The following is an 18,030-nucleotide window of genomic DNA, read 5'->3' as shown; positions in this document are numbered from 1 at the left end:
GTTTTGAATTGTGAGATGGAGAGGATAAGGTGGGCGAAGAGGGAATATTCAGATGAAGAAATATTCAAAATCCTTGACCCAATAGTTGGAGAATGGTTTAGAAGAAAGTTTAGAACTTTCACCCCTCCTCAGCGCTATGCAGTTATTGAAATCCATAAAGGAGAGAACGTATTGATTTCATCCCCCACAGGCTCCGGGAAGACTTTATCAGCTTTTCTTTCTATAATTAGTGAACTTATTTCCCTGGGAAGGCAGGGAAAACTTGAAGATAAAATATATTGTGTTTACGTCTCTCCCCTTAGGGCTTTAAACAACGACATAAGGAGAAACTTACAAGAACCTCTTCAGGAAATCTACGAACTTGCGAGAAAGTTGGGAGTTGAAATCCCAGAAATAAGGGTTAGCGTAAGGACAAGCGATACTACAAGTTACGAAAAGAGTAAAATGCTAAAAAAACCTCCACACATCCTGATAACAACTCCGGAAAGCCTTGCAATTGCCCTTAACGCCCCCAAATTTAGGGAAAAACTGAGAGACGTGAAGTGGGTAATCGTTGATGAAGTCCATGCCCTAGCTGAGAACAAGCGAGGTTCTCATCTAGCTTTAACCCTCGAAAGATTAAGAGAGCTTACTGGAAGGGAATTCGTTAGGATAGGGCTTAGTGCAACTATTCATCCCTTAGAAGAGGTAGCTAAATTTGTATTTGGATTTGACGATAACGGGGAGCCCCGACCAGGGTTGATAGTTGATGTAAGCTTTGCTAAGAAGATAAAAATTAGCGTGGAAAGCGTTGTGGAAGATTTAGTTTATACTCCCGCAAATGTTCTAAGTGAGGCCCTATATAGGAGAATAGGCGAGCTTGTTAAAAACAGAAAGACAACTTTAATCTTTACGAACACAAGGAGCGGAACTGAAAGGGTTGTATATCACCTAAAGAAGATGTTTCCTGAATGGGCAGACAAAATAGAGGCTCATCACTCTTCTCTTTCCAGGGAAGTTAGGTTAAACGTTGAAGAAAGACTAAAACGAGGGGAATTGAAGATAATTGTGAGCTCCACTTCTCTGGAACTGGGGATTGATATTGGATCCATAGACCTCGTTATTTTAATTGGCTCTCCGAAGAGCGTTAACAGGGCCCTTCAGAGGATTGGAAGGGCAGGGCACAGACTGCATGAAGTCAGCGAAGGCGTAATTCTTGCTCTAGATAGGGATGACCTAGTGGAAGTTACTGTTCTTGCTCACAATGCTAGAAATAGAAGGCTAGATAGAATTAAAATCCCAAAGAATCCACTGGACGTTTTAGTCCAGCACGTCCTGGGAATGGCCCTAGAAAGAGTATGGGAAGTAGAAGAAGCTTACAGAGTAGTTAGGAGAGCATATCCATTTAGAGACCTTCCATTTGAAGATTTCATGAACGTTCTTAGATATTTGGCTGGAGAATATGCTGGGTTAGAGGAAAAAAAGGTGTACGCAAAAATATGGCTCGAAGATGGAAAGTTTGGAAGACGAGGTAAGATGACGAGAGCGATCTATTATATGAACGTTGGAACGATCCCAGATGAGGCAAAAATTGACGTCTTTACCATGGATATGAAATATATCGGAACAGTTGAAGAAGAGTTTGCGGAGCACCTAATGCCTGGTGATATCTTCGTCCTTGCAGGAAGAACTTATGAGTTCGTCAAGAGTAAGGGGAATAGGATTTACGTTATTCCAAGAGAGGGGGCAAAGCCTACTATCCCCTCCTGGTTCTCTGAAATGCTACCTTTAAGCTTCGATTTGGCTATAGACATTCAAAGATTTAGAAAAGAAGTAAAGAGGTTATTAAATAACAAGAGGGCTAAAACGTTTTTAATGAGGAAATACGGAATAGACGAAACTACTGCAAATGCCATCCTCTCCTACTTTAGGGAACAAGCTAAATACTCGATAATTCCCGATGACGAAACAGTTCTCGTGGAAGTCGTTAGGGAGGGAAACGTGGTAAAGTACTTCTTCCACACTCTAATAGGAAGAAGGGCCAATGACGCCTTAAGTAGGGCATTTGCATATTTAATAAGTAAGAGGAAGAAATGCAATGTAGGAGTAGCGATTACTGACAACGGCTTCATGCTAAAGGTTCCCAGGGAGAAAGAGTTGTCTCAGGAGGAGATACTGGAGCTCTTCCGTGTTGAGAACTTAAGGGAGGTTCTAAAGAAAGCTCTGGATAACACAGAGCTTCTTAAAAGGAGGTTCAGACACGTGGCTAACAGGGGTCTTCTAGTACTAAGGAGGTATATGGGAAGAGAAAAAAGCCTAAGCAGGCAACAAATGAATGCACAGACTCTTTTAAACTTTTTGAAAAAGAACTATCCTGATTTTCCCTTATTAAAAGAGGTTTATAGAGAAATTATGGAAGATAAAATGGACATCGGAAACGCGGAGCTCTTCTTGGGTTGGATTAAAGAGGGAAGAATAGAGGTAATTATTAGAGAGCACAAATATCCAAGCCCCTTCGCCTTCAACTTGGAAGTTGCTGGAGCTAGCGATGTCGTTCTCATGGAGGATAGGAGGGAATTAATCAAGGAGCTACACAAGAAGATTATGGCTCTAATTCACGATAAGCTCGAAAGCTAAGGTTTTTTTACTTTCCCAAAATTCTTACTTTGGATAGTTATATTACTGCTGGTTATTATTAGTTGATGAAAATATGTCGAAAGATATATAAAATTGAAGACAAAATTGGGGTGGAGAGAAAATAGGAGGAGGGAGAGAGATGATCGTGCTAAAATTTGGGGGAAGCTCAATTAAGTATGACTTCGAGGAAGCAACAAATTTAGCCCTCAGTCTCTTTGAAGATGATGCTGTCATTGTAGTAGTTTCTGCAATAAAAGGGATAACAGATAAGCTGATTCTGTACTCCCAGACCTTGGATAAGACAATAGCAACAAAAATAGCTTCTGAGTATGTTAGCTTTGCAAAATCCCATGGTATAGATCCAGTGATATTGAAACCCTACTTAGATGAGCTTTTTAACCTTCCAGACCTTCCAGAGGAGGCACTAAGGGATTATATCCTGTCTTTGGGCGAAGTTCTTTCTGCTGTAATTTTCTCAGCCTCAATTGGAGGAAAATTCGTCCCCTCTTGGGATATTTTTGAGGCCGAGGGTAACTTTGGAAATGCATTCATAGACATAAAAAGTAGCAAGAAAAAATTCAAGAGAGTATTTGAGGTGCTTGAAGAAGGCTATATTCCAGTTATCCCAGGATTTACGGCTGGAAAAGATGGCTACATTCTCACCCTGGGAAGAGGGGGGAGTGACTATTCGGGAGTTGCCGCTGGAGTCCTTGGAAAGGCAAAATTAGTGGCGATTATGAGTGATGTCGAGGGAATTTATACAGCAGATCCAAAGCTAGTCCCCTCGGCAAGGTTAATTCCCTACGTTTCTTATGATGAGATCATAATATCCTCAAAACATGGCATGAGGGCTTTACAATGGAAAGCTGCAGAATTAGCTAAAGAGTATAAGATTCCAGTCCTCTTTGGAAGGACTAGGAACTGGAGAATGGGAACTTTGATGAGCGAAAGGAGCTCAGGAATGCCGCTTATGACATACAAAGATGGGCTGCTACTTGTTAATGTAACTGAAGAGATAAAATATCCGATTATAGCTGAAGGGCCTTTCTGGAAACTCTACAAAGTTTCCCAAGAAGAGGGAATTCACTTAATGAGAGAGCTTCATACAAAATTATTTCAACCGTCATTTATCCAATATAGTGTTTACAAATCTAGTGAAAATGGGCAAAAAACTCAAGAATTTAACGAAAAAATATCAATTGAACAAGGAGAAAATCGAAAAATTTATTACAGTGAGGAAGAGGTTAACCTTCCTGGGTGAACGACCATCGGTGGTGGAGAAACCTGTTGTTGTAAAGTTTGGAGGAACTTCAGTAAGGTACGCCTTTGAAGAAGCACTAGAGCTAGTTGCAAATCTAAACGAAAATACAAGAACAATCGTTGTCGTTTCTGCACTTGCAGGGGTTACAGATTGTTTATTAAGGCTCGCGAATGGTGATATGTCTGCTCTTCTAGAAATCGAAGAAATACATGAAGAACTATCTCAAGAATTAGACGTTCAGCTTGACCACTTAATGTATCAGCTTCACAAGACACTTAATTCTAAATCAAGCTTTCCATCAAAAGAAGCATTTGTGGATGAAATAGCATCCTTTGGAGAGAGATTTTCAGCCGAACTATTCTCAGAGGGGCTTAAAATACTCGGAATTAATGCTAAGGCTGTTGATTCAAAGGATATACTCTTTGCCAAGGGGGATTATGGAAATGCAGAAGTAGACTTTAAAAAGAGCGTCTATGGAGCAGGCATCCTATATCGCATGCTTAGGAGGGGAATAGTCCCCGTTGTTACTGGATACTATGGAAATCTAAATGGATTCAGAGCAACTTTTGGGAGGGGAGGAAGCGATTACTCAGCAACTTCAATAGCAAGACTAGTAAACGCAAAGACCACTTTGATTATGAGCGATGTTGAGGGAATTTACACGGCAGATCCAAAGCTTGTGCCTTCTGCAAAGTTAATCCACTACATCTCATACAGAGAAGCGAAAATAGCTGCAAAACTAGGTATGAAAGCCCTTCATCATAGGGCTATTGATCCAGTAGAGGGAAGAATACCCGTAATCCTCGGAAAGACTAGAGATTTGAAGTTTGGAACCTTGATTTCTCACAAGTCCCAGGGGATTCCTGTAGTGGTTCATAAATTGATCGAGGATCACGCCGAAATTTCCGTGGTATCGACTAGAAGGAGCTTTTCTCTCCCCTATGAAGTCTATGAGGAAGGAGATTTTTACTTTAAGATAAAAATTCCCAAGGAGCAGTTTTTGGAAGTTTTAAAAGATATACACAGGAGAGTGGTGGAAAATGAAAGTCTACGCCCCAGCTACGATAGCGAACTTTGGGCCTGGGTTTGACGTCTTTGGCTTGGCAATAGAAACGCCAAGGGATACTGTAATTGCAAAGGAAAGTGATGATTTCAGGATAGAGGTCGAAGGCTACAAAGTTCCAGAAAATGACGAAAACGTAGCTTTAGTCGCTGCAAAAGCTTTATTTAAACTTGTGGGCGAGGAAGGAGGAATCTACCTAAAACTAAAGAAAGGAATTAGGCCAAAAAGTGGCCTAGGAAGTTCTGGGGCATCTTCAATAGCAGGAGCAGTTGCTGCGGCTAGGATTTTAGGAGTAGAAGATGATGAAATTATAATAAGAGCGGCTCTCGAAGGGGAAAGAAAAGCCTCTGGAAGCCCTCATGGAGATAATGTTGTCCCCTCTTACTATGGAAACTTCACAATCGTGGAGTCCCTAAATCCCCTCAGAGTCCACAACATTGAGGTTGATTTCAAGGTAGTCGTCATCCTTCCCAGTGTTGAAGTACCTACAAGTGAGGCTAGAAAAGTACTTCCGAAGAAAGTCCCTCTCAAAGATGCCGTGAAAAACATAGCCCTCGCCTCTTCTCTAGTTCTGGCACTAAAGGAGGGAAACCTGGAGGAAGTAGGAAGGCTACTAGAGGACCATTTAGCCCTCCCATACAGACTCAGCCTAGTTCCATGGTTTCCTAAGGTAAAGGAAGCCGCTAAGGAGGCAGGAGCCTATGGGGTTATGATATCTGGCTCGGGACCAGCAGTATTTGCTCTTGGGGAGAACCTCAAAGAAATAGGGAAGGCTATGAAGGAGGCGTTTGAAAGTTTTGGAATTGAGGCTGAATACTGGGTGACAAAGGTTGGTAGGGGTGCAAAATGGTGCTGAAATGTGTAGTCTGTGGGAGAGAGTATCCTGAAGACGAAGTTAGGTATAGGTGTGAGTGTGGAGGTCTATTAGAGGTTGTTATCGATCTAGATAAAGTTGATACTTCCATTTTTAACGGTAAGGAGATAAAGCTGTGGAAATATGAAAGCTGGCTACCCGTAAAGAAGAGAGTTAGTCTGGAAGAAGGTGGAACTCCCCTATATAGGTTATTAAATCTTGAAAGTGATCTTGGAGTAAAAGAGCTCTATGCAAAAAACGAGGGTGCGAATCCAACAGGTTCATTTAAAGACCGCGGAATGACGGTTGGAGTCTCGAAGGCTCTTGAGCTAGGAATGGATAAAGTCATATGTGCATCTACGGGAAATACTTCAGCATCACTTGCTGCTTATGCTGCAAAAGCAGGAATAAAAGCATATGTCCTAATCCCAAGTGGGAAGATAGCGTTAGGAAAGCTTGCTCAAGCAATAATCTATGGGGCTAGGGTTGTACCAATCAAGGGGAACTTTGACGATGCTCTAAGAGTAGTCGTGGAGACAAGCAAAGAACTTGGGATATACATGTTAAATTCAATAAACCCATTCAGGCTCGAAGGACAAAAGACAATAGCGTATGAGATATATGACCAACTTGGAAAAGTTCCAGACAACGTTATTCTCCCAGTTGGAAATGCAGGAAACATTTCTGCAATATGGAAGGGGTTTAAGGAGATGTATGAGGCTGGCGTAATAGATGAACTTCCCAGGATGATAGGAATTCAAGCAGAAGGAGCATCCCCATTAGCGAAGGCTTGGAAAGAGAAAAGAAAATTCCAACCCGAAGAGAGTCCAGAAACCATTGCATCGGCCATAAGAATAGGAAACCCCGCAAATTGGATAAAGGCATGGAGGGCTGTTGAAGAATCTGGGGGACTATTTGAGAGCGTAAGTGATGAGGAAATACTAAGAGCTCAGAAACTTCTAGCGTCTAGGGAAGGACTATTTGTTGAACCTGCTTCTGCAGCATCTTTAGCTGGCTTAATTAAGCTCCTTGAAAGTGGTGAAATAAGCAGGAATGAGAGTTACGTTTTAATCACAACTGGACATGGGCTAAAAGATCCAAATATCGTCATAAAGAACTTCCAAGTTCCAGAACCTATAGACCCAACTTTAGAAGCTTTTAAGGAGGTGATTGAATGAAAGCAGCCGTTTTAGGAGCAACTGGACTCGTAGGAAGGACTTTCGTGAAATTACTCAGCGGACACCCATGGTTTAAAGTCAGTAAGCTTGTAGCATCTGAAAAGTCTGCAGGTAAGGAGTACGGAGAAATAGTCGAGGACTCACCAAAAGAGTTTAGAAAAAATGTAATAATCAGCCTAGAGGAGTTTTTAAAAGACCCCGATGTTGATATAGTCTTCAATGCTCTCCCAGCCTCAATATCCAGAGAAGTTGAAGAAAAACTTGCGCAAGAGATTCCAGTTTTTACAAATGCTAGAGCTCACAGATATGACGAAGATGTTCCTATTTTGGTTCCAGAGGTAAACATGAATCACCTGGGAATAATTGAAGTTCAGAAAAAGAACAGGGGTTGGGATGGTTTTATAGTCACAAACCCCAACTGTTCAACTGCTATACTTACGGTATCTTTAGCTCCATTAGTTGAATTTGGGATAAAGAAGGTTAGAGTTGCAACAATGCAAGCTATTAGTGGAGCTGGATTTTCAGGACTTTCGGCATATGCAATTCATGACAATGTAATTCCCTTCATAAATGGAGAGGAGTGGAAGATAGAAAATGAGAGCAAGAAAATATTGGGAAAATTCAACGGTGAGAGAATAGAAAACGCAGACTTCGACATCTCTGCCATAGCAACGAGAGTTCCAGTTATTCATGGTCATACGGAGGCAGTATTTGTGGAGTTGGAGAAGGTAAACATTGAAGAGATAAGAGAAGCATTTGACAGCTTTGATCCATTGAGAGACTATAAGCTCCCCTCTTATGAGAAACCGATAGTATATTCAGAAGTTCCACAACCCAGACTTCACAGGGATAGGGGGAAAGGACTAACTGTAACTGTAGGTAGACTCGAGAAAATAAACGGTGGAGTGAAGTACGTAACACTTGGTCATAATCTCGTCAGAGGAGCGGCTGGAGGTTCAGTTCTCAACGCTGAACTCGCCTACAGGCTTGGCTATCTCTGATTATTTTTATTTTCTTTAGGTTCCATACTACAAGCCTTTAGGCAGTTCTGAAACTAGCGACAACAAGCCCTTCAGGACAATTAGAACATTCACGTTTCCAAGCTTTACAGCCCTTCTAAAACAACATGTTTTAGGCTATACAAATCTTTTCTTCCCCTTCCCCACAACTTTCTTAAATCTCCATCCAACTATTTTATGGTGGTGAAATGTTCAGGTTGAGAGATTTTGAATACTACAACAGAACCGTGTTTCTTCGAGTTGACTTAAACTCACCAATGAGTAATGGAAAAATAATAAGTGACGCGAGATTTCGAGCAGTCCTTCCAACGATAAAGTACCTAATAGAGAGTGGAGCAAAAGTAGTTGTTGGCACTCATCAAGGAAAACCCTACAGCGAAGAGTATTCGACTACTGAAGAGCATGCGAGAATTCTCTCTGAGCTCCTAAATATGCATGTTGAATACGTTGAAGACATTTTTGGAAAGTATGCAAGGGAGAGAATAAAGGCTATGAAACCTGGGGAAGTTATAGTCCTCGAAAACCTCAGGTTCTCTGCAGAAGAAGTAAAAAACGCAACTATTGAGGAATGCGAAAAGACGTTTTTTGTTAGGAAGCTCTCCCAGGTAATAGACCTCGTTGTTAACGATGCCTTTGCTGCCGCTCATAGAAGTCAGCCATCTCTCGTTGGTTTTGCAAGAATAAAGCCTATGATAATGGGATTCCTTATGGAAAAAGAAGTTGATGCTTTAACAAAAGCTTATGAAAGTGAAGAAAAGCCGAGAGTTTATGTTCTTGGTGGTGCAAAAGTTGATGACTCATTAAAAGTTGCCGAAAACGTTCTTAGGAAAGAAAAGGCTGATCTCATACTGACAGGGGGATTGGTTGGCCAATTATTCACTCTAGCTAAGGGCTTTGACCTGGGAAGAGAAAACATTAAATTCTTAGAAAAGAAGGGAATTTTAAAATACGTAGACTGGGCAGAAAAGATTCTTGACGAATTTTATCCCTACGTTAGAACTCCCGTAGACTTTGCCATTGACTTCAAGGGAGAAAGAGTAGAGATAGATTTGCTCAGCGACGAGAAAAGGCTCTTTGACGAATATCCAATCCTTGACATCGGTTCTAGAACAGTTGAAAAGTATAGGGAGATACTCTTAAAGGCCAGGATAATAGTAGCCAACGGTCCTATGGGAGTGTTCGAAAGGGAAGAATTTGCCGTGGGAACAATTGGGGTATTCAAGGCCATCGGAGAGAGTCCAGCCTTTAGCGTCATTGGTGGTGGTCATTCAATAGCAAGCATATACAAGTACAACATAACTGGGATAAGCCATATCTCTACCGGTGGGGGAGCTATGCTAACATTTTTTGCTGGAGAAAAGTTGCCAGTTCTTGAAGCGCTAAAGATTAGTTACGAAAAGTTCTCTAACTTACTTTCTTAATTTTTAACCAGACATTTAAAAGTAGAATCCTGTGAATATCCTTGGAGGTGAGGAAGTGAAAGGGGTTATTCTAGCTGCTGGATATGGGAGTAGAATGGGAGAGAAACCAAAGGGACTACTAAAGATCGCAGGAAGAGAGATCCTCTACAGAACAATTAAGAACCTCGAAAAAAACGGAATTAAAGAATTTATCATCGTTACAAACGAGAGATACCTTCAAAAATTTGAAGAATTCGTAAAAGAGAACAACCTGCAAAATGTAAAACTTGCTGTGAATAGATTTCCCGAAAAGGGGAATGGATATTCACTTTATGTTGCAAAGGATTTTGTGAAGGGCAAATTCGTCCTCGTGATGAGTGATCACATATATGAGGAGAAGTTTTATGAATTAGCCTTGAGGGGAGAAGGCCTCATTGTAGATAGAAATCCTAAATTTGTGGACATTGATGAGGCGACTAAAGTTAAAATCGAGAACGACAGGGTTGTTGACATTGGAAAAGAGATACCTTCATGGGATGGAGTAGATACAGGGTTTTTCATTTTAGATGACTCAATATTCAGTGTCATTGAAGATATCTTAAAGGAAAAGGAAGTTGTAGAGCTTAAGGATGTTGTTAAGAGGGCGAGATTAAAAGTTAGCTACGTAGATGGGCTATATTGGATGGATGTGGATACTCCAGGTGATTTGAAGAAGGCGAGAAAGTTAATAGTTTACTCCTCGGTAAAGGGGGTTGGAGATGGATTCATAAGTAGATATATTAATAGAAAAATCTCAACTAGAATCTCGGCCCTTCTCGTCGATCACATAACCCCAAACAAGTTAACAATAGTAACCTTTCTCTTTGGCATATTTTCCGGATTAATGAATCTAATCAGCGTTCCTTTAGCTGCAATTCTTTACCAAATAAGCTCGATATTTGACGGAGTTGATGGAGAAATTGCAAGGGCAAGGATGCAGACTAGCAAGTTTGGCGGATTTTTTGACTCCATTCTCGACAGGTATGTAGACTTTACTTACCTCCTAACCTTAGCCTACGTGACTATAAGAGAGCCAATATGGTGGGTAATTGCAGGAATTGCAATCTTCTCTTCGGCAATGGTGAGTTATTCAACCGAAAGATTTAGGGGAGCCTATTGTGCAGATGCATACAAGGTCGTTCCAGCTTTAAGAAAAATCCCAGGTAAGAGGGATGAGAGAATATTTGTAACAATGATATTCGCCCTCCTGGGATTAATAAAGCCATTATTTGCGCTCTTAGCCGCGTGGAGTACTTTAAGAGTGATCATAACTATCTACTTAGTATGGAGGGATGTGAATGGTTGACCTAACTCTCATCACCGAAGAAGCCGTTAAGCTGGCTGAGGAGATGATAAGAAAAGGATACGATATAAAAAAGATTAAGAGAGCACTAAAACTCCCCGAAGAAGAATTCAACATAGCCTTGGAAGTAGCAAAGGCGAGAATAAAGGCCAAAGACAAATTCTCAAGGAACGATTTATGGTTTGACTTAGAAGGCCTCAGGTATGCCACTCACGAAATGGTAGCCGACTATAGAGGAAAAAGACTAAAGGAGCAGGGAGTTAAGAGCGTTGCCGACGTTTCTTGTGGAGTTGGAATACAATTGATATTCTTTGCAAAACATGGAATCGAGAGCATTGGTGTTGACATTGATCCCATAAAGATAGAGTTCGCGAAGAGGAACGCAGATAAGTATGGGGTAAATATCAAGTTTATCGTTGGGGATTCTCTAGATCCGGAAATTGTTGAGAAGATTAATGCGGAGGTAATATTCTCAGATCCTGCCAGACCTCCCGAAGTTCCAGAGAGAAACCTTGAAGATCTACTTCCAAGCCCCCTTAAGGTTTACGAGGCCTACAAGGAAAAAACCGAGAGTTTTATCTTTGACCTTCCCCCACAAATAAGGAGAGAAAAAGTTCCCTGGAAGGGAGAATTTGAGTACATAGACCTCTATGGGCACGTGAATAGGCTAACCTTCTACACTGAACCCCTAGCGAAGGCAGAAAGAAGTGCTGTTCTTCTTCCCCAGGGGGCAAGACTTGAGAGCAATCCAGATCTGGAGAATATAGTGGAGGAAGTTGATGAGCCTGGAAGGTATATCTACGAAATTCCCCAGGGAATAGACTACGCAGACTTGATAAATGAGCTTTTCCATACAGTTAGGGGAGAGCTTAAGCTACTCCTTAGAGAAAAAAGAAGAATTTTGGCGACGAGCGATGAAGAAATAAAGTGTAAATACTTTAAGAGAGCTTATGTCGTTGTAAAAACAATGCCTTTCCATCCAGTTAGAATTAACGATTTCCTAAGAAAAGAAGGTTATGGAAGAGCAACTTTAAGAATAAGCGTTCCAGAAGAGGAATACTGGAAAATTAGAAGAAGAATTGAAGCCAATTTAAGTGGAGAAAAGAGAGCATTCGTGTTCAACGTTAAGGGATTAGCTGTCATTGCTGAGGAAGTTCATCAAGATCAATGACATAATAAGGCCCAGTGCTCAGGCTTTTGATTTCCTCTTTCGTGAGCCTTCTACTCTTTACCTTTTCTCCAATTAAAGCACTGTTTCCGAAGGGATCCATTATCCTTACAGTCAACGGCTTCTTACCTTCCTTTACCTCCTCTATATATCTGAGAAGCTCGTCAATTTTCTTCACACTTGCTTCATCATTTTCCTGCTCCTTGAAATCTCTCGCCATAAGTAGGACTTCTTTGACCCTCTCAAGAACCCCCTCAATGTTGCTTATAAACCCTTCAGCTCTTGGGCCTGGCTCTATTGTTATTCCAAGTTCTGGAAGCTCAATAGTCCCGCTTTTACTCCTCACAACTCTCGTAAAGAGATCTTTCTCCTCTTCAACCTTTACTTCGTACAACTTTGGCTCTCTCGCCTCGAGTATCATGACATCGGCATCCCTGTAACCACAATTATCACATATTGCGGTTGAAAGCATTACCTCTCCTAAATAGGGTATCTTGTGAATGAACTGGATTAATTTTAATGTATTTTTCCCTTTGCACACAGGGCAGTCTGTTCTCCCGATTTCCTGAATTCTCTCAGGCCTGAGATCCTCCACTTAACTCACCCAATGGTGGAACAAGAGCTAAGTTTATAGAGTTTTTCCATAAGTTACCCTTGGGGATGAAAATGATAAAGGTGAAGGTCATAGGGAGAAACATAGAGAAGGAAATCGAGTGGAGGGAAGGAATGAAAGTCAGAGACATCCTAAGAGCCGTGGGATTTAACACTGAAAGTGCAATAGCTAAGGTTAATGGGAAAGTTGTACTGGAAGATGATGAAGTTAAGGATGGAGACTTTGTGGAAGTTATCCCCGTCGTCTCAGGTGGTTAAAATAACTTCGTGGCCATAAAAATGTTTATAAACAAACGCTTAGACCATTCTTGGGCAGACACCTCTTCTGGGGTGTTTGCCCAAACTGTGGATGGATGTGTTGGAGATGCAAGGTGGAGATATGAGAAGGAATAGAAGAAGGTTTGATGGAGAAAGGAAAGGAAGAAGGTTTGAAAACTCAGCACCAGTGAAGGTTGGAGAAAGATATAAGGTTAAGATAGAAAGCATGGGCAAAGGAGGAGATGGGATAGCCAGAATTAAGGGGTTTGTAATCTTTGTCCCCAATACACATGTGGGGGACGAAGTGGAGATCGTTATAAACTCCGTGAAGAGCAAGTACGCCTTTGCCCAGGTTATAGGGTGAAGTTTTTAACTTCCTTTCCCTCTTTTTCTTCATGTTGCACGAAATACCAAAAGAAGAAATTCTCGAAAAGTTGAAAAATATAGGGGCAAAGAAAGTTCTAATCCAATCTCCCGAAGGGTTAAGGCGAGAAGCAGAAGAACTCGCAGAATTTTTAGAAAAAAATGAAATTGAAGTTATACTTCACGGTGAAATTAATTATGGTGCTTGTGATCCTGCAGATCATGAAGCTAGATTGCTAGGTTGCGACGCCCTAATACACCTGGGACACTCCTTCATGATGTTATCTTTAGAAGTACCCACTATTTTCGTTCCCGCGTTTGCCAAGGTTAATGTAGTTGAAGCCTTGAAAAAGAACCTTCACGAGATCAAGAAGCTTGGGAAAAAGATAATCGTGACAACCACAGCCCAGCACATTCACCAACTTGAGAGGGCAATAGAGTATCTTAAGTCCCAGGGATTCGAGCCAGTTGTGGGGAGGGGAGATAATAGGGTATCTTGGCCTAGCCAAGTTTTGGGATGTAACTTTTCTGTTGCCAAGGTTGAGGGAGATGGAATACTATTCATAGGCTCTGGAACCTTCCACCCCCTGGGATTGGCCCTAGCAACTGGAAAAAGAGTTTTAGCTGTTAATCCCTATAGTGGGGATTGCCAGTGGATAAATGAGCTAGCGGAAAGGTTTATCAGAAAAAGGTGGGCACAAATAGCCAAGGCTATGGACGCTAAAAGATTTGGAGTTGTGATAAGTACCAAGAGAGGACAGTTAAGGCTAAATGAGGCAAAGAGAATAATCAAGCTTCTCAAAGACCATGGAAGAGAGGCCAAGTTAATTGCAATGAACGACATAAGCTACTCGAAACTTGAAGGATTCAGCTTCGATGCTTACGTTATCGTTGCGTGCCCGAGGGTTCCAATAGATGATTATGAGAACTGGAGAAAACCGGTCTTAACTCCAAGGGAAGTCGAGATACTGTTGGGGTTGAGAGAAGAATATATATTTGATGAGATCCCAGGTGGGGTGAGGGAGAAAGATGAACCTCTCGGAATATCCCTTCATAGCACCCGCTGACTTTTTTGTCATATTACTGTCTACCATTATGTATTACGAGTTTCTAAAGACGGGCTTTGAAGTATTCACGTATAAGAGACCAAGAAAGTTCATCCTATTTGCACTTTCCGTTGGAGCTACCTTAGTTACTCTGTTTGGAAACATATTGGCAGCAATGGCATTTACCTTCTTCACAGTTTTAGCTTACAAAAAACTTGAAATAAAGGAGGCAATCTTAATTACTCTCGTTGCAGAATTTGGATTCATGATAGCGTTCATTTCCCTGTACTTCATCTTTACAACCCTGGGAACAATATTTGGAATAGAGGGATTGGAGTTAAACTTGGACTGGGATGAGTTAATACACTACGCAATGCACTCATAGCCCAGTTGGGCTGTCTATGAATATTGTCTTCACTCCAAACTTTTCTCTTAAGATTGGCATTAGAGCCTTTACTCCCAGGGTCTCTGTGGCGTAGTGGCCAGCGGCGATCACGCTAAGCCTCAAATCTTCTGCCGCTCTGTAGTCTTCATGTGTAAACTCACCCGTTATGAATAGGTCAACGCCCTTTTCACTTGCCTCCTCCACCGCAAATCCTCCTCCACCACTGACAACTCCGACCCTCTTTATCTCTTGTACTCCAAATTCATAACTCTTCACATAATCGACTGGTAACTTTTCCGCAAGCATCTGAGCTATTAAGGGAAGAGGTTTTTCCTCCTCGAACTCCCCAATGTATCCAATCATAACACCGTGGTATTCCCCAAACTTTTCTTTCGGCTCAAGCCCAAGTAACTTAAGGAGTTGAGCATTATTTCCAACTTCTGGATGAGCATCTAAAGGAAGGTGGGCAGCGTAGAGGTTCATGTTGCTCTTCAAAAGTTCCTTGACTCTCTTTGCAAAAAGCCCCTTCACGTACTTTACCCCTCCCCATATTAGGCCATGGTGGACTATGAGCATGTCTGCATTGAAGGCCCTAGCTTTAACTATTGTGTCCAAACATGCATCTACCGCAAATGCTATCGTGTTAACTTCCTCCTTCCCCTCAACTTGCAAACCGTTGCTGGATTTGTCAGGATATTCAGAAATCTTGAGGTATTCATCTAGAAATGAAACTATCTCCCACAGCTCAGCCATTCTTACACCTCCACAACTTATTTATCCTTCACCAAAAAGTTTTAGTGGTGAAGCCAATGAAGGAATTATTCCCAGGACTTAAGAGGTTTAGGGCATATCTCAACACTGCCGGCCTGGGTTTAATGCCCTTAACAGTTTACCAAAAAGTGAATGAATTTCTCTTAGACGTTATAAACTACGAGGATGGAATAAACGCTGTTGAGATTCTTGATGAGCTCTACTTTAACCCCATGTTGAAAAAGGCCGCGAAGCTTATGAAAACTAACCCCGAGAACATAACAGTGAGTCTTCAAACTACAGATGGCCTAAAGAGAATTCTAACATCTCTAACCCCCAAGAAAGGCATGAAGATTGTCTCCTTTGACCTAGAATTCCCCACGATTTCTGCCATATTAAAAAGCTATGCCAAAAGGCATGGTTTGGAAGTTAAAGTTATCGGAAACAAAGGGGGATTATATTACATGGAGGATGTAGAGAGGGTAATAGACGATAACACCTTTGCCGTGGTTTTTAGTGATGTGCAGTGGATTACTGGGCAGAGAATGCCAACGAAAGAGATTGCCGGAGTTGCTCACGAGCATGGAGCCTGGGTTATTGTGGATGCAGTTCAATCCCTGGGAGCATTAGAGGTGTATCCAGAGAAGATGGAAGTAGATGCCCTCGTGGCAGGGGGAGAGAAGTGGCTCCTTAACCCAAATACGGGAAGTGGAGTCATGTGGATATCGGAGGAATTAATTGAAGTTAGCGAACCTATATTGGGGCTTTTAAACACCCAACCAGAAGTTCCATGGTCAGAGTGGTGGGGAGATGAGAGAAAGGATGTTTGGGATATTCTTCCTGTAAGAAAAGACGCTAGAAAGCTTGATCCTGGAACTCCTCCTTACGTTAGCATAGTGGCCCTAGATGCTTCCTTAGAGCTCATAAATAGTGTGGGAATTGAAAAAATCGAGAAGCACGACATGAAGCTAGCAAAAAGGGTTAGGGAGTACGCATACGAACTAGGTGTAACTGCTTTAGGTTCATCACAGATAACTCTTCTGAGATTAGGAGTGGACTATGTGAAGCAGAGAGAAATAGTGAAAAATTTGGAAGAGAAAGGAATTGTGGTCTCCTTAAGGGGAGCAAAGGGAATCTTTGGCATAAGAGTCTCGCCACACCTCTACAATACTGAGGATGACATTGTCACGCTGTTTGATGAACTAAGCAAGTTTTTTTGAGAGTTAGATTTATTCTTTTTATATCAACTAAAAGACTTTGGCACTCTTAACTTTAGTATGGAAAATTATCTCTAATTCATGTTATTTAAAAAATTAACAGGGTTGCACCTCCAAAAGTTAGTACACCCCCGAAATTGGTTGAAACGTTGAATTGCCGAACTTTCTGATGCCTGTGGGCCCATAGCCGCTATAATATTCCTCCACGAAGGTTTGGTACTTACCAAGAAAGCTCCAAGAGTGAGGTCTACCACTAATCCCAAGCATTCCAGCGGGTGCATCAAATTTTACCGAAGAAGAGCTTCAGGAGTTAATAATCCAAGATCCATCTTACCAGGAATGGCTGAACGAACTTGTAAAAACTACGGAAGGAATCCTATACCTCTCACCAAACTACCATTACCAAGAAATTATTAGAATGATCTTCAGCGGAAGCCTCAGATAAGTAAAGTGATATTTAGCCTTAGCATATTTGTCGAGGATAGGTCAATAAATATTAGAAAGCCTACAATTAGCATGGGGGAATATCTTAGTGTTAGCTATAGCATTCACGTTATTTACGGCATTCACAAAGTTCATTAATATGGAATATTAAGCTCACGAAAAAACTTATAAATTACTTCCTTTAATGCCCAATAGCGAGGTGGGATTAAATGGCGATTTGGCAGGGAAGATCACTTAAGAAGCCCTCAGGTGGAAGGATTGTCCTCGCGAGGAAGAAGAGGAAAAGGGAGCTTGGAAGGGAACCCTCCAACACAAGAGTAGCTGAGCAAGACAAGAGAAAGATCATAAGAACTTACGGTGGCAACAGGAAGGTTAGATTAACAGCCGCTGCATATGCAAACGTATTTGACAAGAGTGGGAAGGGTAGAAAGGTTAGAATCATAAGGGTCATCGAGAATCCAGCAAATAGGCAGTTCGCAAGAAGAAACATAATAACCAAGGGAGCCATCATTGAGACTGAGATTGGAAAGGCAAAGGTTACCTCCAGACCTGGGCAAGACGGCGTTGTAAATGCCATCCTCCTCGAAGAGTGATTTTTCTTTTTCCACCCTTATTATCCCTCAACATTACTTAAGGGCCATTTTGAAAGTTGTTTCTTCATCGAGCGTTGAAGTTTGTGGCTTTCTATTTGGTAAAGAGAACAGGGTTTTAAAAGTAAGATTCATCAGAAACAGGCTAAATTCTCCAGTTGAATTTGAAATGGATCCAGAAGAAATGCTCAAGGCCCTTGAAGAGGCTGAGCAGGAGAATCTTGAAGTTGTTGGGATTTTTCATTCTCACATAGCTTGCCCCCCAATTCCTAGTGGAAAAGACTTGGAAGGGATGAAGAGGTGGCCAGTCATCTGGTTAATTGTAAATGAAAAAGGGGAATACAAAGCTTGGATTCTTAGTGAGAAGAACAAAATTTCAGAAGTGAAGATAGTTGTTGAATAGGCATTCATTGTATTTTACACCCGTTAAATACTATCCCACATGGAAAATGCAAGAGTTTTTAC

The 18,030-nt window shown here is 41.5% G+C and carries 18 protein-coding genes; 16 read left to right on the top strand and 2 right to left on the bottom strand.

From position 1 onward, the window contains the following. Positions 1 to 15: 15 nt before the first annotated feature. From PWP39_RS00305 to PWP39_RS00265, 9 genes are all read left to right on the top strand, one after another. On the top strand, positions 16 to 2,616 hold the full coding sequence (locus PWP39_RS00305) for an ATP-dependent helicase (protein ID WP_011012188.1): 2,601 nt from the start codon (positions 16 to 18) through the stop codon (positions 2,614 to 2,616). A gap of 139 nt (positions 2,617 to 2,755) precedes the next feature. Further along, entirely contained in the window at positions 2,756 to 3,877 is a 1,122-nt protein-coding gene (locus PWP39_RS00300) for an aspartate kinase (RefSeq protein WP_011012189.1), read from the top strand. A 10-nt stretch (positions 3,878 to 3,887) separates the two neighbouring features. Next, positions 3,888 to 4,967 carry an aspartate kinase gene (locus PWP39_RS00295; protein ID WP_288071800.1) on the top strand — a complete coding sequence of 360 codons (1,080 nt, stop codon included), beginning with the start codon at positions 3,888 to 3,890 and terminating at the stop codon, positions 4,965 to 4,967. After that, positions 4,918 to 5,796, top strand: coding sequence for a homoserine kinase (locus PWP39_RS00290; RefSeq protein ID WP_011012191.1), 879 nt, complete (start codon positions 4,918 to 4,920; stop codon positions 5,794 to 5,796). Before PWP39_RS00295 ends, PWP39_RS00290 begins: the two co-directional genes overlap by 50 nt. Then, a complete protein-coding gene (gene thrC / locus PWP39_RS00285; RefSeq protein WP_011012192.1) occupies positions 5,787 to 6,971 on the top strand; it encodes a threonine synthase in 1,185 nt (394 codons plus the stop codon). Before PWP39_RS00290 ends, thrC begins: the two co-directional genes overlap by 10 nt. Beyond that, positions 6,968 to 7,972 carry an aspartate-semialdehyde dehydrogenase gene (gene asd, locus PWP39_RS00280; RefSeq protein ID WP_288071797.1) on the top strand — a complete coding sequence of 335 codons (1,005 nt, stop codon included), beginning with the start codon at positions 6,968 to 6,970 and terminating at the stop codon, positions 7,970 to 7,972. Before thrC ends, asd begins: the two co-directional genes overlap by 4 nt. A 206-nt stretch (positions 7,973 to 8,178) precedes the next feature. Beyond that, on the top strand, positions 8,179 to 9,411 hold the full coding sequence (locus PWP39_RS00275; protein WP_011012194.1) for a phosphoglycerate kinase: 1,233 nt from the start codon (positions 8,179 to 8,181) through the stop codon (positions 9,409 to 9,411). Between the two features lie 55 nt (positions 9,412 to 9,466). Beyond that, entirely contained in the window at positions 9,467 to 10,735 is a 1,269-nt protein-coding gene (locus PWP39_RS00270; protein ID WP_014835315.1) for a bifunctional L-myo-inositol-1-phosphate cytidylyltransferase/CDP-L-myo-inositol myo-inositolphosphotransferase, read from the top strand. Then, a complete protein-coding gene (locus tag PWP39_RS00265; protein WP_011012196.1) occupies positions 10,728 to 11,903 on the top strand; it encodes a class I SAM-dependent methyltransferase in 1,176 nt (391 codons plus the stop codon). The genes PWP39_RS00270 and PWP39_RS00265 overlap by 8 nt, the downstream gene beginning before the upstream one ends. Here PWP39_RS00265 and PWP39_RS00260 read toward each other — a convergent pair. Beyond that, positions 11,872 to 12,495, bottom strand: a complete 624-nt coding sequence (locus PWP39_RS00260; protein WP_011012197.1) for a ZPR1 zinc finger domain-containing protein — start codon at positions 12,493 to 12,495, stop codon at positions 11,872 to 11,874. The genes PWP39_RS00265 and PWP39_RS00260 overlap by 32 nt on opposite strands. 71 nt (positions 12,496 to 12,566) lie before the next feature. Here PWP39_RS00260 and PWP39_RS00255 point away from each other — a divergent pair, with 71 nt between their 5' ends. The 4 genes from PWP39_RS00255 (at position 12,567) to PWP39_RS00240 (ending at position 14,564) form a co-directional block, all read left to right on the top strand. Beyond that, positions 12,567 to 12,770, top strand: coding sequence for a MoaD/ThiS family protein (locus tag PWP39_RS00255; RefSeq protein ID WP_014835316.1), 204 nt, complete (start codon positions 12,567 to 12,569; stop codon positions 12,768 to 12,770). 121 nt (positions 12,771 to 12,891) lie between these two features. Next, a complete protein-coding gene (locus PWP39_RS00250) occupies positions 12,892 to 13,134 on the top strand; it encodes a TRAM domain-containing RNA chaperone (protein ID WP_014835317.1) in 243 nt (80 codons plus the stop codon). Positions 13,135 to 13,165: 31 nt separating this feature from the next. Further along, the gene (dph2, locus tag PWP39_RS00245; protein WP_011012200.1) at positions 13,166 to 14,200 is read left to right on the top strand and encodes a diphthamide biosynthesis enzyme Dph2; all 1,035 of its coding nucleotides are present in this window, start codon (positions 13,166 to 13,168) and stop codon (positions 14,198 to 14,200) included. Then, positions 14,163 to 14,564 carry a hypothetical protein gene (locus tag PWP39_RS00240; RefSeq protein ID WP_011012201.1) on the top strand — a complete coding sequence of 134 codons (402 nt, stop codon included), beginning with the start codon at positions 14,163 to 14,165 and terminating at the stop codon, positions 14,562 to 14,564. The genes dph2 and PWP39_RS00240 overlap by 38 nt, the downstream gene beginning before the upstream one ends. Here PWP39_RS00240 and PWP39_RS00235 read toward each other — a convergent pair. After that, positions 14,559 to 15,317, bottom strand: a complete 759-nt coding sequence (locus PWP39_RS00235; RefSeq protein WP_011012202.1) for a Nif3-like dinuclear metal center hexameric protein — start codon at positions 15,315 to 15,317, stop codon at positions 14,559 to 14,561. The two genes, PWP39_RS00240 and PWP39_RS00235, sit on opposite strands and share 6 nt — an antisense overlap. A gap of 56 nt (positions 15,318 to 15,373) precedes the next feature. Here PWP39_RS00235 and PWP39_RS00230 point away from each other — a divergent pair, with 56 nt between their 5' ends. From PWP39_RS00230 to PWP39_RS00220, 3 genes are all read left to right on the top strand, one after another. Continuing rightward, complete coding sequence (locus PWP39_RS00230; protein ID WP_014835319.1) at positions 15,374 to 16,534, top strand: aminotransferase class V-fold PLP-dependent enzyme; 1,161 nt, start codon at positions 15,374 to 15,376, stop codon at positions 16,532 to 16,534. Between the two features lie 650 nt (positions 16,535 to 17,184). Beyond that, positions 17,185 to 17,568, top strand: a complete 384-nt coding sequence (locus PWP39_RS00225; protein WP_011012206.1) for a 30S ribosomal protein S8e — start codon at positions 17,185 to 17,187, stop codon at positions 17,566 to 17,568. Further along, positions 17,546 to 17,968: a desampylase gene (locus PWP39_RS00220; protein WP_011012207.1), complete on the top strand. Its 423-nt coding sequence runs from the start codon at positions 17,546 to 17,548 to the stop codon at positions 17,966 to 17,968. Before PWP39_RS00225 ends, PWP39_RS00220 begins: the two co-directional genes overlap by 23 nt. Positions 17,969 to 18,030 lie beyond the last annotated feature (62 nt).

This window comes from Pyrococcus sp. (genome assembly GCF_030153625.1).
Lineage (GTDB): Archaea > Methanobacteriota_B > Thermococci > Thermococcales > Thermococcaceae > Pyrococcus > Pyrococcus furiosus.
Note: the sequence above shows the minus strand (reverse complement) of the source record. Positions and strands in the feature narration are given on the sequence as shown.